This is a genomic window from Agrobacterium sp. DSM 25558, assembly GCF_900100825.1.
Classification (GTDB): Bacteria; Pseudomonadota; Alphaproteobacteria; order Rhizobiales; family Rhizobiaceae; genus Agrobacterium.
In genome coordinates, this window is sequence record NZ_FMUD01000046.1 from 1 (window position 1) to 14,617 (window position 14,617).

A 14,617-nucleotide genomic window follows, 5' to 3' on the forward strand; every position below is an offset into this window, starting at 1 on the left:
ATATATTTCTATTAATGAACAATATATTAGAAAGTATCGGTCGCCAAGTGAAAAATCCGTCTTCGAGCATGAAGCACCATCATTTCTGCCGCTCGAAAATGCATAACTGGATTGTCGAACGCTGGACATGACGAGTAAGCCCTAATAGACATGATCAGGGAGAATTGTCAGACATCCTGGCAATGGTAAAAGCTTCGCTGGAGGGCGCGGTTTTACCTGACAATGTGGAGGACTAACTTTGAAATCCGAACGTGTGCTGCGCGCAGAGTCCATCTTGCCGGAGGATGCCGCCAATGCTCTTTTGGTCGGGCGCGTCTGGTCGAACGCAAAGGGCGGGCCGTGCCCCGTGCTGATTTCTGGTGATCGCGTTCTGGATTCGACCAGCATCGCTGCTACGATGTCCGGTCTAATGGAAACGGAAAACCTCGTAGACCATCTGCGCCAACCCCGTGATCTGACAGATCTCGGTGACCTGCAAGGCTTCCTCTCTGGCGAAGCCGGTAAAATTCTAGCGCCTATCGATCTTCAGGCCATCAAGGCCGCCGGTGTGACGTTTGCAGACAGCATGTTGGAACGTGTCATCGAGGAGCAGGCGAAGGGCGATCCGCGCCGCGCCCAGGATATCCGCGTCAAGCTTGCGCCGGTTCTTGGTGATAGCCTGCGTGGGCTGGTGGCCGGTTCGGAACAGGCAGCGGCTGTTAAAAAGCTGCTTCAGGATATGGGGCTATGGTCTCAATATCTCGAGGTCGGCATCGGGCCGGATGCTGAAATCTTCACCAAGTCCCAGCCCATGTCTTCTGTCGGTTGCGGCGATCTGGTCGGCATTCACCCGATTTCGCAATGGAATAATCCAGAGCCTGAAGTCGTCCTCGTGCTAAGATCCGATGGCACGATCGTCGGTGCCACCCTCGGCAATGACGTGAACTTGCGCGATGTCGAGGGACGCTCCGCCCTGTTGCTAGGAAAGGCAAAGGACAATAACGCCTCCTGCTCGATTGGTCCCTTCATACGATTATTCGATGACAGCTTCTCAATGGAAGACCTGCGCCGCGTCCGTGTCGGTCTTGAAGTGCATGGCGAGGATGGATTTAAAATGACGGGTGAAAGCCCGATGGAGGCAATCAGCCGTTCACCTGAAAGCCTTGCCGCGCAACTCATGAACCGCAGCCACCAGTACCCCGATGGAGCGGTTCTGTTTTTGGGCACGATGTTTGCGCCTGTGAAAGACCGCCGCGGTGCCGGCGAAGGCTTTACCCATGAGGTCGGCGATCGCGTGGAAATCTCCACCGCTAAACTCGGCCGGCTGGTGAATTGGGTTGAGCGCACCGATGTTTGCCCACAATGGACTTTTGGCGTCGGGGCGCTCATTCGCAATCTGGCTGGTCGCGGTCTCTTAGATCGGATGTGAACCAAGCGGCCAGCATGACGAGAGTGATGCTCGCACATTTCAGGGCTTATCTGGCGATTAAAATTTCTGTTCTGGTTCGGAGCAGCCGGATGCAATGTTGTTCGAACGCTTCAGTCTCCGACGTTCGCATCATTGGCGTGCTATCTGCCCGGCGAGTTTGAAGGGGCTCGCCACGGCAGCGCCTGCGGCATCGAACACGAAAGCACCTATGTTTCCACCGTTGCTGCGCATCCGTGCATCGGCCTTGTCGATATCCCCTGCAAAACGGGCGAGCGAGGCATAACGGTCGTGGCCGAGGCCGTCCGAGGATTGCAGGGAGGAAATGTCGATCACCGTCAGATGTTCGGCTTTGGCGGTTTGTTGAATGACCGGGTCATTGATATCGAGAAGCCCGATGCGTGGTCGCTCGCCTCCGACAAAACTCGAAATGCTCAGCGCATTGTCCGATTTCGACACCAGCAACGTCACCGGGTTTGGAATGCGGCCTATGTCCTTGAGCTGCGATTTGAAGACATCGACATCAATATCGGGGGCGGCGAGGACGATCTGGAGCTTTGCGAGAACGTCGTCGTGGCCCTGAAGCTTGAGTTGTCTTGCGACTTCCATGGAGAGAAAGCCGCCCATGCTGTGCCCGAACAGAACAATCCTCTTTATCCTTGGTGTATTCGCAAGCGCTTTAAGAAGGGCATCTAGCTCGGTGCGGGAATATAAAACTGCATCCTTGTCTGCGACGTAACCTGTTACGCTTGCCGAGGACGGCCAGGAAAACATGATTGGGGGGCTCATGGAGACGGCATCGGCTGACATCTGCGCGGTTCGGAACAATGCTTCCTGATAGGAGTAATTGTAGCCATGCACGAACACGGAGACCGTGCCATCGAACTTTGACGATGCGGTGGCGTCCATTACAAGTTGATCACGTGACAGCGTCTCGCGGTTCGTAACGATGAACTGCCGCTTGGCATCCGGCTTGCTCGAGGGGTAGGTAATTGCCGCGCCTTTTCTCTCTGGCGGGATTGAGAAAACGAAGCGATCATAATGGACGTCTGATGCCCAACGATTGCCAAAGGAGTTGTCTTTGCTTTGGCGGTCGCGGTTTGTAACAGAGAGGATGCTGACTTTTTGGCCTGGGTCTGTCTTTAAAACGACGGGTTGCAGAACCTCTGTTGTCGGGCGAGACACACATCCGGACAATATCAACACTGTGGCGACAATCGCTAATACAGCGGGCGAGCAGCGATAATCGCTTGATGGAAAAAGAAACATAAATGCTTCGCTTCAAAGAAGGACCAAAGGGAGGAGGGCGCTAACGCGCCCTCGTTGAATTCAAACAGCCGCAGGCTTCTGCGTCGCCTCGGTTTCGTCTTCGCGTGGAATTCGGAACCAGGCAACATAGAGTGCAGGCAGGAATAGAAGCGTAAGAACCGTTCCCACGACAATCCCACCCATCATCGCGTAGGCCATGGGTCCCCAGAAAATTTCGCGCGAGATGGGAATCAATGCAAGTGTTGCTGCCGCAGCCGTCAACATGATTGGCCGCATGCGGTGCTCCGTTGCTTCGATGACCGCACGCCAGGGACTGACGCCTTCTTCTCTGAGATGCTCGATCTGCACGATAAGAATGACGGAGTTTCTGATCAGAATGCCGATCAGTGCTAGAATGCCGAGAATGGCGACAAACCCCATGGGCGCGTTGCTGAGCAAGAGCGCCGCAACGACGCCAATGAGTGCCAGCGGGGCGACAGCGAAGACCAGAAACAATCGACTGAAATTCTGCAACTGGAACATAAGGATCGTTGCCATTGCCAGAAGCATCATCGGGAACACGGCCGCGATTGGTCCTTGAGCCTCTCCACTCGATTCAACCGAGCCGCCATTTTCCACCTTGTAACCGGCTGGAAGAGAAGCGGAGAACTTTTCGACTGCTGGCTTCAACTGTTCAACGATCGTCGCTGGCTGCGTGGGTCCGATGACGGCTGCCTTCAGCGTGATTGTTGGCATGCGGTCTCTGCGGCCAATCATGGGCTGCTCGAGTTCATAGCGAAATTTCGCGACGGCAGAAAGAGGAACGGACTTTCCGTTCGAGCCAGCCAACTGCAGGTTCCTCAGCGTTTCTATCGAGCCACGCTCCACATCTTCGGCTCGGCCGACAACATCAATCAGATAAATGTCATCTCTGACCTGAGTTGCCGAAGTTCCCTCGACGACGTCGTTGAGAACCGTCGCAATATCCTGCGAGGAAACTCCCAGTTGTCGGGCCTTATCCTGCAGAACATCAACCTTTACGACGCGTGTGGGTTCGTTCCAGTCATAAGCCATGTTGGACAAAAGCGGATTGGCATTGACGATGGTGCCGAATTGCTGCGCAAGTTGGCGGACCTTTTGTACATCCGGTCCGCTGAGACGGTACTGTACGGGCTTCCCAACCGGCGGTCCGATATCCAGAAGCTTTACAAACGCGTCGGTGCCGGGAAATGTCTTGGCGAGGTAAGCCTGAAGATCACCTCTGAGGCGGTTTCTGGCCTCCAGATCCTTCGCAACGATAACAATCTGGCCAAACCATGCCGACGGGCTCTGCACATCGTAAGACAGGATGAAGCGAGGCGCCCCTTCACCGACATAGGTTGACCAGTGATCTATATCGCCATTACCGACGAGTTTTTCCTTTTCGAACTGAGCCATCTGCCTGTTCGTTTCGGCCAGGGTACTGTTTTGCGGCAGGCTCCAGTCAATCACCAGTTCAACACGGTCGGAGGCTGGAAAAAACTGCTGCTGGACCAAGCCAAGCCCGCCGATAGAGAGGGCGAAAACGGCGACCGTTGCCCCGATCGTTATCCAGCGCCACCGCATCGCCAGGCGAAGTAACCAAGCAAATGCGCTTGCAACGCGCCCCTTCTTGTCATGGTGCGACTTCATGGTTTTCGGCAAGATGACGACGCCAAGCAGCGGCGTAAAGACCACCGCGACAATCCATGACACCACGAGCGATACAGCAATGACAACGAAGAGTGTGAAAGTGAATTCGCCAGCAGCGCTGCTGTTGAGGCCAATCGGAATAAAGCCTGCCACCGTGACGAGCGTGCCTGTCAGCATCGGAAATGCAGTGGACGTATAGACATAGGTGGCAGCTTTTCGCAGATTATCGCCCACCTCAAGCCGAGATACCATCATTTCGACCGCGATCATTGCGTCGTCCACCAGAAGCCCGAGGGCGATGATAAGCGCGCCAAGCGAAATGCGCTGAAGCGAGATGCCGGTATATTCCATCACAACAAACGTTATGGCGAGAACAAGCGGGATAGAGATCGCAACCACCAGGCCTGCGCGCACGCCCAAGCTGATGAAGCTAATTGCCAGGACGATGACGATGGCTTCGAACAGTGCAGTCGTAAAGCCGGACACTGCCTCCTCGACCACCGCCGGCTGATCGGACACACGCTCTACGGTGACGCCGATGGGAAGATCGGCCACGACGCGTTTCATTTCGGCATCCAGATTTTCGCCGAACGTCAGCAGGTTTGCACCCGGTGTCATGCCGATAGCCAGTCCAATCGCAGGCTGACCCTTGAAGCGGAAAAGAGAGGAGGGAGGATCGACATAACCGCGCTTGATGGTGGCGATGTCCGTCAAAGGGAAATAGCGGTCGTTGACGCGAAGATTGATCGTCTTCAGGCTTTCCTCAGACAGGAATGCACCGCCAACCCTCAGCGCGATACGTTCCGGGCCAGCATCGACAAAGCCTGACTGTGTCACGGCGTTTTGCGCTTGGAGGGTATCGATGATCGATTGACGATCAATGCCGAGCGCGGCGATCTTGCGGGTCGAGAACTCCAGATAAATGACTTCATCCTGCTCACCCACGACATCGATTTTACCCGCGTTTGGAACGGTCAGCAGCTTTTCGCGCGCGTCTTCTACGAGATCACGTAGCTGCCGTTGGGACAGTCCATCCGAGGTGAACGCGTAGATATTGCCGTAAACGTCACCGAACGTATCGTTGAAGGTTGGCCCGAGGACCCCGCTCGGCAGGTCCCCCTTGATGTCGTTCACCATGTTGCGGACCCGGATCCAGTTACCGGTGACGTCCTTGGCCTTGGTGGTTGCAAGAAGTTCGACATAGATCGTCGTCTGGCCCGCCTTGGTCTCGCTGCGGGTGTAGTCCAGAGCGTCGAGTTCCTGGAGCTTTTTTTCGATCCTGTCGGTGACCTGTTTCGTCACCTCTTCCGCGGAGGCACCGGGCCATTGCGCATTGATGATCATCGTCTTGATCGTGAAGTCCGGATCTTCTTCACGGCCCAGATTCAGGTACGAGAACGTGCCTGCGATGATGAAGATGATCATGAAGTACCAGACGAGCGAACGGTGATCGAGCGCCCAGTCGGAAAGATTGAACGATTTCACTGGGCATTCTCCTGCTCGACACGAACGGCCTGGCCGTCTTTGAGTTGGTTGACGCCTGCGACCACGATGCGGTCGCCAGCATTGATCCCCGAGGAGATAACGATTGTCCCACCAGGGACCGAGCCCGCCTGCGGGGTTACCTCACGAGACGAAACCTTGCCCGCTTTGTTATCGACGACCCACACGAAAGCTTTTGAACCATCACGCCTGATGGCTGATGACGGTAACCTGATAACGGGATGCTCATCCACTGTCGCGCTTGCAGTGATGACCGAACCCAGTCGCAACGCTTCAGGCGGGTTCTGGAGTGCCAGCTTCGTCCGTCTGGAGCGCGTTGCATCGTCCGCTTCGGGAGCGATTTCACGAACGAGGCCTTTGGCCTTGATCGTCGGGTCCAACTGAAGTGATACATCGAATGCGGCACCCGACTTTAGCAAGGCACCGGCAGCTTCAGGCACGTCGATGACGGCATCACGCTCGTCGGGTCGTGCCACGGTTACCACGCTCTGCCCTGCAGAAACGACCTGGCCAACCTCTGCAGAGGTGCTTGTGACGACGCCGTCGAATTCGGTGATGAGCCGGGTGTAGCCTACCTGTTCGTTCGCCTTGTCGAGATTGGCTTGCGCCTTGTTCACGTTGGCTTCAGCCGTCGCGCGCTCCTGTTGCGCGGTTTCAAAGGTTGCTTTCGCCGCCGACTGCCGTTCGAACAACGTTTGCTGTCGCTTCTCGTTGGTCACGGCGTTTGCAAGTTGGGCTTGGGCGTTCGCAAGGTCGGATTGCGAGCTTCTGACGGCAAGTTCCAGGGAGAGGGGATCTATCGTGGCAAGGACATCACCCTTTTTGACGACGTCGCCTACCTGTACATTCCGAGCGACGATACGACCAAGAATACGAAAGCCGAATTGGGTCTCTAAACGTGCATTGACGGTGCCGGGCAGGGTAAGTGTCGCCTGTGGGGCGGGTTCTACAACAACGGAAAGAACGGGTCTCGGTTTTTCGACCGTTTCGTCTTCCTTCTTGCAAGACATGAGGAATGTTGTCGTCAGCAATAACGCAAGGGCAATTTGGGGGGATTTCATTGTGCGGCTCCTTCGTATGCCACGATTTCGCCGATGGACAGAAACTTGGTGCCATCAGTGACCACAGTTTCTCCCTCGGACAGACCCGATCGAACCGAAAAATGCTCGTTCACATAGGTGCCGACTTCGATTTTGCGCAAGGATACGGCGTTGCTTTTGGGGTCAATGATCCAAACGGAAGGCTGACCAGATGACGAAGCCATCGCGGACCAAGGTAGCTGAATCGTGCTGACCGGCTTGTAGTGAGCCGTTGCGACAACGACACTTCCGAGCCGAACATCTGCCGCTGGATCCAGTGCTAGCTTCACGCGGATCGTACCGGTGGTGGTATCGATCGTCGGTGAAACCTCCCTTATCGTCGCTTTTATCGGCTCTCCGCCTGAGATCATCCTGACGACGACATCATTCTGGATTTCGCCCCCAAGGAGAGTGGTCTCATCAGCGTTGATGACGGCGTCGCGTGGTCCGTCGTGGGCGAGCGTGAATATGAGTTGAGCGGCCTGAGCGACCTGGCCGACCTCCGCACTTCGCACAGTAATGATGCCATCGGCATCGGCCTTCAGTTCTGTCTGCTCCAACGCGTCGCGAGCAGTATCCACCTGCGCCTGAGCCGATTGAACGGTGCCCTGGCCCGTAAGCAGCGTTTCCTGTGCCTGATCTAGCGCTGCTCTGGTGGTAACGCCTGTGTTGAAGAGGCTTTGCTGGCGGTCGAACGCCTGCTGGGCTTGGGTCTGCTGGGCCTGCGCCGATTGAAGGGTGGCCAATGCCACTTGAAGATCGGCCTTTTGTTCCTGTGGGTCTATGCGCGCCAGAACCTGACCATCTGACACATGCTGGCCGACGTCCACGAGGCGTTCGACAATCTGACCGCTGACACGGAACGACAGGTCGGACTGCACACGAGCACTGATCTCGCCGGTTGTCGAGATTGTATCTGCTATTTCAAGGGTCTTAACTCGGGTCACCTCTACATGTCGCAGAGGTTTCTCCTGCGCTTCTTTTTCAGGCGCGCAGGCGGACAAACCTGGCAGTGTTGCCGCCAAAAAGGCGATTATTGCGTAGCGTCTCATAAATTGCCTCTTGAACCATCATGATTAACTGATACATTTGACTTACCAGACAGTCAATGAAATTGTTTGCGAGTCGAACGGTCGCAATGCAAATGGTTAAGGGTTATTATGAAACGGCTGACACGCGCCGAGCAAAAGGCACTTCGACCGACGCAGATTTTGGAAGCCGCGTTTGAAGAGTTTGTCGAACATGGCTTTACGTCTGCGCGGGTTGAGGACATTGCCGAGAGGGTCGGGGTGACCAAAGGGACTGTCTACGTCTACTTCTCGACGAAGGAAGAACTTTTCGCAGCAATGATCCGCCACATTGCAACACCCTTCGAAGATATCCTTGCCGATATCAATCAGCTCAAAGGAAGCTGCGCAGATCGCCTAAGAGGGATGATTCTGCTTTTTTATGATGGCATGCTGGAAGAGCGAAGGCTCACCGAGTTGTTGCGCTTCGTCATATCGGAAGGAAAGCGCTTTCCTCATGTCATAGACAGGCACCGAGAGGAACTTTTTGAGCCGTTGCTCGTGCAAATGCAAACGATCCTCGATGAAGGCGTTGACGTCGGAGAGTTCTCAGGAGGCTCCCGCGCATCCGCCCGCATCCTCTTTTCCCCCATCATGGCCATGGCCGTCGAAATACTGATCCGCGGCGGCCGTCACGATCTTCATCTCAACGAGTATGTCGAGTCACATGTCGATCTGGTGATGGGAAGTTTGGTGCGTGATAGGGCGTAAAGCTCACTCAAGCTTCCGACGACCTCGTTATCGGTTTTTGTCAGGCTGCGAGATGTAGACATCGTAGGGGGCGAAAGATCCTTTTCCATGCGCTTTTATCTCATCCAACACGTGGGGTTCGCTTGTTTCCTTGAAGCGCACGTTTGCCTCATGGTTCTCTAATCCATAATTTTCGTGCCTGAGTGTTGCGATCGAAGGGGTAACGTTGGGTTGCGGCAGACCAGATGTTTCCAGGGAGATCGTTCCTCGTTGTGGTGAGCTTTGGCCTCTACCGGATTGAATGCGCAGATTGTGCGCTCTCTGACGCCTCAGCCGACACGGGTGTCGATCCATGTGCGGGTCTGCTCGAGAACCTCGTCCGACAATTCGGGATCATCGACAGCACGGGCGAGGATGACGGCTCCCACCATTGCGGCCCAGCTTCCTATCGCCGCACGTCGCTTTTCGGCTGCACCTTGCTCCGGCAACGCCTGCTCAATGCGCGCGATCTGGGTGCGCAGCCCTTCTGTCATGACGGCTTTTGCGGCAGGCGTCTGGTGACGAATAGCGGCAGCGAGGCCTGCTGTCGGGCAGCCGTTGCCGGGATTATCCCGATGACGAGGTGCGAGGTAAGAACGTACGAAACTGTTGAACTCGCCGTCTCCGACACTGTCAGATGCTAGCGCCTGTGCAAGCGTCTGGGCCACAAGATCGTCTTTTGATGTGAAGTGTCCGTAAAAGCCGCCATGTGTTAGTCCGGCTGCCTGCATGACTTCGGCCACACTGACCGCATCGAACCCCTTGTCTTTAAACAACCGGCTCGCGACGTCCAGAATCCTGCGACGGTTTTCTGCCATCTGTTCTCGGCTGACCTTCATTTTCAAAATTCTCCGCAACGCCTGTTGACATTTACATGATGGCGATCATATTTAAATCCAATCATGATGATGATCATGAATATAGGTTCAATCAGAGAAAAGAGCAATTCAATGAGCCAAATTTCCGCAGTCCTGATTACCGGTGCATCCACTGGTATCGGTGCCACCTATGCTGAACGGTTCGCACGCCGCGGCCATGATCTCGTGCTGGTCGCCCGAGACGGTGTGCGCATGGAAACGCTTGCAAGCCGCCTGCGCCAGGAAACCGGCGTGACAGTCGACATCCTCCCGGCCGATCTCACCCAGACGGCGGATCTTGCAAAGGTTGAGACCCAACTGCGCGACGATGCGCGCATCGGTATTCTCGTCAACAATGCCGGAACGGCGATCGGTGGAAGCTTCGTCGACCAGAGCGTCGATGACATGACCAAGCTCGTTGCGCTCAACGCGATCGCGCTCGTCAGGCTTTCCAGCGCTATTGCTCCCCGTCTTGCCAAGGCAGGGGAAGGCGCGATCGTCAATATCGGTTCGGTCGTCGGCCTCGCCCCGGAATTCGGCATGACCGTCTACGGTGCGACAAAGGCTTTCGTCCTTTTCCTGTCACAGGGACTTGCGCAAGAGCTCGGACCGAAGGGTGTTTACATTCAGGCGGTGCTTCCCGCCACGACCCGGACCGAAATCTGGGATCACGTCGGCGCCGACGTCAATGCCATGAACCATGTCATGGAAGTGGGTGATCTGGTCGATGCAGCCCTTGTCGGTTTCGACCGCCGCGAACTGGTGACCATCCCGCCGCTGCACGAGATCGGCCAGTGGGACGCCTTCGATGGCGCGCGCAAAGCCATGCTCGGCAATCTCGCCAATGCGCTTCCTGCCGAACGCTATCGCACGCCGGTGTGAGCTTTCAGAACTCGATGAACCCACGCCGATCCAGAAGAAATATCAAAGTGATATCATGACAAAAAACACGCTCTTCGAACCCTCCAGTCTAGGCGCAATCACGCTTGCAAACCGTATCGTCATGGCACCACTCACCCGCAATCGTGCCGGCGCGGGCTTCGTGCCCTGCGACTTGACAGCCGAATATTACGCCCAGCGCGCGTCTGCAGGGCTGATTATTTCCGAGGCCACCCAGATTTCTCAGCAGGGCCAGGGTTATCAGGACACGCCCGGCATCTATACGAAGGACCAGATCGACGGCTGGCGCAAGGTGACGACCGCTGTGCACGCATAGGGTGGACGCATCCTCCTGCAGCTCTGGCATGTTGGTCGCGTCAGCCATGTCGACCTGCAGCCCAATGGCGGCCTGCCTGTTGCGCCCTCGGCCATTCGTGCTGCGACCAAGACCTTTGTCAACAATGGCTTCGTCGATGTGTCCGAGCCACGCGCCCTGGAGATTGATGAGCTAGCCGGTATCGTCAACGACTTCCGCAAGGCGGCAGCCAATGCCATCGAGGCCGGTTTCGACGGTGTTGAAGTTCACGGGGCCAATGGCTATCTGCTCGAGCAGTTCGCAAAAGACGGTGCCAATGTTCGAACGGATGCCTATGGCGGCTCAGTGGAAAACCGCGCGCGTCTCATGCTCGAAGTCACCGCCGCAGTGGCGAAGGAGATCGGCGCGGAGCGCGTAGGCATTCGCATTTCGCCGGTCTCGCCCGCCAACGGCATTTCCTGTAGCGATCCCCAGACGCAATACGATTACATCGTTGATAAACTCGATGCTCTCGGCATCGCCTACATTCATGTCGTAGAAGGTGCGACCGGCGGCCCGCGCGACGTCGCGCCCTTCGATTACGGGTCGCTGCGCCGCCGCTTCAGCAAAATCTACATCGCCAACAATGGCTTTGATCTTAAGCTTGCGACGTCGCATCTGGCCGATGGCAGTGCGGATCTCATTGCCTTCGGACGCCCCTTCATCGCCAATCCCGATCTCGTGGAGCGACTGCAAAGCGGGGCGCCCTTGGCTGAGATCAATCCGGCCACGCTCTATGGCGGTGGAGCTGCGGGTTACACCGACTATCCGCGCTTTACTAAGACCTCCGGTCGTTGAGCCATCAGGGGCCATACTTCGGCGCGGCCCCTCTCATGTCGATCACCATCAATTCCCTGACAACTCCCAAGGCTGCGCGTCCGGATGTCGCGCACCAAATCGAGAAGAAAGCCAATGGCGACCTCTGCATCAAAAGGACAGAAGACTGCATTTGTAACCGGCGCCTCAAGCGGCATTGGCAAAGCGGCGGCATTGGCGCTCAACCGCGCGGGTTACAGGGTGATTGGCACCAGCCGCAAGGCGTCACCCGACGAGGTCCGCGACGGAATACGCATGATCGCGTGCGATGTGACCTCCGACGCTTCCGTTGCCGCCGCGGCGTCGCTGGCACTTGCAGAACTCGGCCAAATCGACCTCCTGGTCAACAATGCCGGATACGCCATATCAGGTGCTGCGGAAGAAAGCTCGATCGAGCAGGTTCATGCGCTGTTCGATACAAATTTTCTGGGCGTGGTGCGGGTGACGAATGCAGTTCTTCCGATCATGCGTCAACAGGGTTTTGGGCGGATACTGAACATTGGCTCGGTCGTGGGGCTTATTCCTGGTCCCTTCGGCGCCTATTATACGGCGAGCAAGCATGCGATCGAGGGCTATTCCGAATCTCTCGATCACGAAGTGCGGCCTTTTGGCATTCGGGTCGCCGTCATTGAGCCATGGGCGACGAAGACGTCCATCGAAGCCAACTCGCCGCGTGGCGACCGTCCTGTTGCGGCCTATGGTCAGACATTCGCCCGATATCAAGCGGCGTTCAATGCCGCCATGGCAGCCGGCGACACGGCAGACGATGTCGCCACGACCATTCTTACCGCAGCACAGACTAAGACGCCGCGCTTGCGCTACCCCTCGGGCAAGGCTGCCCGAGAGACTTCATTCGCTCGGCGTTTTCTTCCGCGTGCGGTGTTTGATCGTATCTTGCGCAAGCAATTCAACATAGCCTGAGATTTGATGATCTTTGACGACGCCCGCCAAGGTGCGATCTTGCGTTACCATGCCGAGTTCGTGCTGAAAGCTCTGGCTTTCCCGGCGGTCTGACCCGATAATCGTCTCACACCGGAGAAAACCCGTGAAAGCCTTCGTCGTCGACAAATACAAGAGGAATTACCCCCTGCGTCTTGCGGACATGCCGGATCCTGAAATCGGTGCCAATGACGTGCTGGTTCGCATCGAGGCTGCAGCCATCAACCTTCTCGATTCCAAGCTGCGTGACGGCGAATTCAAGCAGTTCCTGCCCTATCGCCCGCCCTTCATCCTCGGTCATGATCTGGCTGGCACGGTCCTCCGCGCCGGCGCCAATGTCCAACAGTTCAAGGCAGGCGACGAAGTCTATGGCCGTCCGCGGGATCACAGGGCTGGCACCTTCGCAGAAATGATAGCGGTTGACGCAGCAGACCTGGCGCTGAAGCCGAAAAGCCTCTCCATGGTGCAGGCTGCCTCGATCCCGTTGGTCGGATTAACCGCGTGGCAGGCGCTGGTTGAGGTGGGCAAGGTCAAGCCCGGTCAAAAGGCGTTTATCCAGGCTGGGTCTGGCGGTGTCGGCACATTCGCCATCCAACTTGCCAAACATCTTGGTGCCAGCGTGGCAACCACCACCAGTGCCGCAAATGTCGAGCTTGTCAAAAGCCTCGGCGTGGATGTGGTCATCGACTACAAAAAACAGGATTTCGAACAGGTGCTCTCGGGATATGATCTCGTGCTGAACAGCCAGGATGCCAAAGCGGTAGCAAAGTCGGTGAATGTACTGAGGCCCGGCGGTAAACTGATCTCGATCTCCGGACCGCCGGACGTCGCCTTCGCAAAATCCCTGCGGCTTAACCTCATCCTGCGCCTTGTGATGCGGATGCTTAGCAGAGGAATTCTGAAAAAGGCAAAGAGCCGGGGCGTCGACTATTCCTTCTTATTCATGCGGGCGGAAGGTGAGCAACTGCAGGAGATCGCCAAGCTGATCGACGTTGGTGCCATCCGTCCTGTTGTGGACAAGGTGTTTTCCTTTGCGCAGACGGCGGAGGCCGTGGCCCATGTCGAGACCGGACGCGCGAAAGGGAAGGTTGTCGTTGCCGTTTCACAATCATCGTGCCGCTAACAGGCAGCTCTTTTCAAAGCGGAATGTCCGCTTCTATGGCACTTGCGAAGAGGAGCGTATGTTCTCCTTGCGGCCGTCTTCTTCGAACATTCGGAACAACCCCTCCGTGACAAGGAACAGATACGCGGCTCGCGCTTTGGCTGTACTTCACGGAACGGTATATCTCGCTGTGACCTAGGCGAACCTGGAATGACGCGGGAACCCGCCGCCGAAAGAAGAAGAAATCGGCTTAGCGCCGCATATGGTTAGACATCGCCAAATGCACCTTTTTGGGGTGCCGTATGGCGGCACTCCCAACGGATCTCAGGTTTGGGCCGCTTTTCAGGGCGTATTAGCCCGACCTGCGATACGCCGGACTTCGCCAGCCGCTGACTTCAAGACGCCCTGAGACAGGGTCTCATCTTGCGTAAGACGTGACAGCGTGACCGCACCCACCATGAGGGAAAGGATCGCCATAGCCTTGTCGCTGGCTTCCGGGTCACCGGCTCCGCCTACCAGGTTTTCCAGCACATCGAAATGGGCGAGAATCCCGTCCTCGAATGGTTGCTTGACCTCTGCGTTCTGGCGAGCTGCGTCCGATCCCAAAGCGACCAAAGGACAACCTTCTGTCTTTTCTCCCCGGTGTTCGGTCGACAGGTAGAAGTCCATGACAGCTTCGAGCGGATCCGAGCTGTTTGCGGCGGCTTCGGACCATCTCATTGTGGCGCTCTCCATGGCTCTCGCCGATGCCAGTGCCGCGAGGTCGTCCTTGGAAGCGAACTGTTTGTAGAAAGCGCCCTGGGTGAGACCAGCACCTTTCATCAGGTCCTTCAGCCCTATGCCATCGAAGCCATGCTCTCGAAACAGACGGCTTGCGACATCGATAACCCTATCCCGGTTCTCCTCTGCCTGCGCTCGGCTCACTCTCATGACCATCTCCAATTAGATTTCGATTGACATCTATAAT

At 56.5% G+C, this 14,617-nt stretch carries 11 protein-coding genes and 1 pseudogene; 6 read left to right on the forward strand and 6 right to left on the reverse strand.

The genetic code is table 11. The features are described from left to right. Positions 1-238 precede the first annotated feature (238 nt). Positions 239-1,408 carry a fumarylacetoacetate hydrolase family protein gene (locus tag DSM25558_RS25050; protein WP_077107354.1) on the forward strand — a complete coding sequence of 390 codons (1,170 nt, stop codon included), beginning with the start codon at positions 239-241 and terminating at the stop codon, positions 1,406-1,408. 129 nt (positions 1,409-1,537) lie between these two features. On the opposite strand, the gene DSM25558_RS25055 is transcribed toward DSM25558_RS25050, so the two are convergent. The 4 genes from DSM25558_RS25055 to DSM25558_RS25070 all read right to left on the reverse strand — a co-directional run bounded on the left by DSM25558_RS25055 (position 1,538) and on the right by DSM25558_RS25070 (position 7,958). After that, positions 1,538-2,590, reverse strand: coding sequence for an alpha/beta hydrolase (locus tag DSM25558_RS25055; RefSeq protein ID WP_244554307.1), 1,053 nt, complete (start codon positions 2,588-2,590; stop codon positions 1,538-1,540). 144 nt (positions 2,591-2,734) lie between these two features. Then, entirely contained in the window at positions 2,735-5,809 is a 3,075-nt protein-coding gene (locus DSM25558_RS25060) for an efflux RND transporter permease subunit (protein WP_077107356.1), read from the reverse strand. Beyond that, positions 5,806-6,888, reverse strand: coding sequence for an efflux RND transporter periplasmic adaptor subunit (locus tag DSM25558_RS25065; RefSeq protein ID WP_077107357.1), 1,083 nt, complete (start codon positions 6,886-6,888; stop codon positions 5,806-5,808). Before DSM25558_RS25065 ends, DSM25558_RS25060 begins: the two co-directional genes overlap by 4 nt. Next, entirely contained in the window at positions 6,885-7,958 is a 1,074-nt protein-coding gene (locus DSM25558_RS25070; protein WP_077107358.1) for an efflux RND transporter periplasmic adaptor subunit, read from the reverse strand. Before DSM25558_RS25070 ends, DSM25558_RS25065 begins: the two co-directional genes overlap by 4 nt. A gap of 108 nt (positions 7,959-8,066) precedes the next feature. Between DSM25558_RS25070 and DSM25558_RS25075 the strand changes: the two genes are divergently transcribed. Then, positions 8,067-8,684, forward strand: coding sequence for a TetR/AcrR family transcriptional regulator (locus tag DSM25558_RS25075; RefSeq protein WP_077107359.1), 618 nt, complete (start codon positions 8,067-8,069; stop codon positions 8,682-8,684). Positions 8,685-8,992: 308 nt separating this feature from the next. On the opposite strand, the gene DSM25558_RS25080 is transcribed toward DSM25558_RS25075, so the two are convergent. Beyond that, complete coding sequence (locus DSM25558_RS25080) at positions 8,993-9,541, reverse strand: TetR/AcrR family transcriptional regulator (RefSeq protein ID WP_077107360.1); 549 nt, start codon at positions 9,539-9,541, stop codon at positions 8,993-8,995. 111 nt (positions 9,542-9,652) lie between these two features. Between DSM25558_RS25080 and DSM25558_RS25085 the strand changes: the two genes are divergently transcribed. The 4 genes and pseudogenes from DSM25558_RS25085 to DSM25558_RS25100 all read left to right on the forward strand — a co-directional run bounded on the left by DSM25558_RS25085 (position 9,653) and on the right by DSM25558_RS25100 (position 13,671). Continuing rightward, a complete protein-coding gene (locus tag DSM25558_RS25085; RefSeq protein WP_103586476.1) occupies positions 9,653-10,441 on the forward strand; it encodes an SDR family NAD(P)-dependent oxidoreductase in 789 nt (262 codons plus the stop codon). Between the two features lie 55 nt (positions 10,442-10,496). After that, positions 10,497-11,591 (forward strand): annotated as a pseudogene (locus tag DSM25558_RS25090) (alkene reductase). Between the two features lie 114 nt (positions 11,592-11,705). Further along, complete coding sequence (locus tag DSM25558_RS25095; protein WP_077107362.1) at positions 11,706-12,530, forward strand: oxidoreductase; 825 nt, start codon at positions 11,706-11,708, stop codon at positions 12,528-12,530. Between the two features lie 124 nt (positions 12,531-12,654). Continuing rightward, on the forward strand, positions 12,655-13,671 hold the full coding sequence (locus tag DSM25558_RS25100; RefSeq protein ID WP_077107363.1) for an NADP-dependent oxidoreductase: 1,017 nt from the start codon (positions 12,655-12,657) through the stop codon (positions 13,669-13,671). 321 nt (positions 13,672-13,992) lie between these two features. Here DSM25558_RS25100 and DSM25558_RS25105 read toward each other — a convergent pair whose 3' ends face one another. Beyond that, on the reverse strand, positions 13,993-14,580 hold the full coding sequence (locus DSM25558_RS25105; protein WP_077107364.1) for a TetR/AcrR family transcriptional regulator: 588 nt from the start codon (positions 14,578-14,580) through the stop codon (positions 13,993-13,995). Between the last annotated feature and the right edge of the window lie 37 nt (positions 14,581-14,617).